The organism is Stenotrophomonas sp. S39, from assembly GCF_016624665.1.
In the GTDB taxonomy this organism is placed as follows: domain Bacteria; phylum Pseudomonadota; class Gammaproteobacteria; order Xanthomonadales; family Xanthomonadaceae; genus Stenotrophomonas.
The window spans coordinates 1-614 of the sequence record NZ_JACVTT010000206.1; the positions used below are offsets into that span (position 1 = coordinate 1).

Annotated in this window: 1 protein-coding gene; it reads left to right on the forward strand. The window is 68.6% G+C overall.

Translation table 11 applies throughout. The features are described from left to right. Positions 1 to 614, forward strand: a 614-nt coding sequence (locus IAE41_RS22330) for a YncE family protein (RefSeq protein ID WP_200734607.1), incomplete at both ends; no start/stop codon positions are given.

Sequence of the window (614 nt, forward strand, 5' to 3'; positions counted from 1 at the left end):
CCCGCCGCCAGCACCGCCGTGCAGCGCCAGGCCATCGCCCAGGGCCTGTACGAGCTGGCCTACAGCCCCACCCAGAACGCCGTGTTCGTGGCCTCGTCCGGTGGCTTCGGCGACAACGCCGGCCCGTCCCAGGTGCTGCGTCTGGACCCCGCCACGCTGGCCGTGCAGGCCCGCATCCCGCTGGAGCGCAAGGGCTTCGGCGTGGTGCTGGATGACGCCCACAACCGCCTGTATGTGGGCAACACCGTGGACACCTCGGTGACCGTGGTCGACACCGCGCAGAACAAGGCCATCGGCACCGTGCAGCTGATGGAAAAGAAGGTGGGCAAGGACGGCAAGGCCGGCTACACCCATGACCTGCGCGAGCTGGTGGTCGACAGCGACGCCAACCGCCTGTATGTCACCGGCCATTCCGGCGAGGGCAGCGTGCTGTTCGTGGTGGACACCACCACGCTGAAGCTGATCGACACCATCCCGGGCCTGGGCAAGGCGAAGGCGCCGGGCCTGGCGCTGGACGCCGCCAACAAGCGCGTCTACACCAGCAACCTGCTGGCCGACCTGGTGGTGGTGGGTACCGATTCGAAGAAGGTGGTGGCCCAGCACAAGATCGCCGC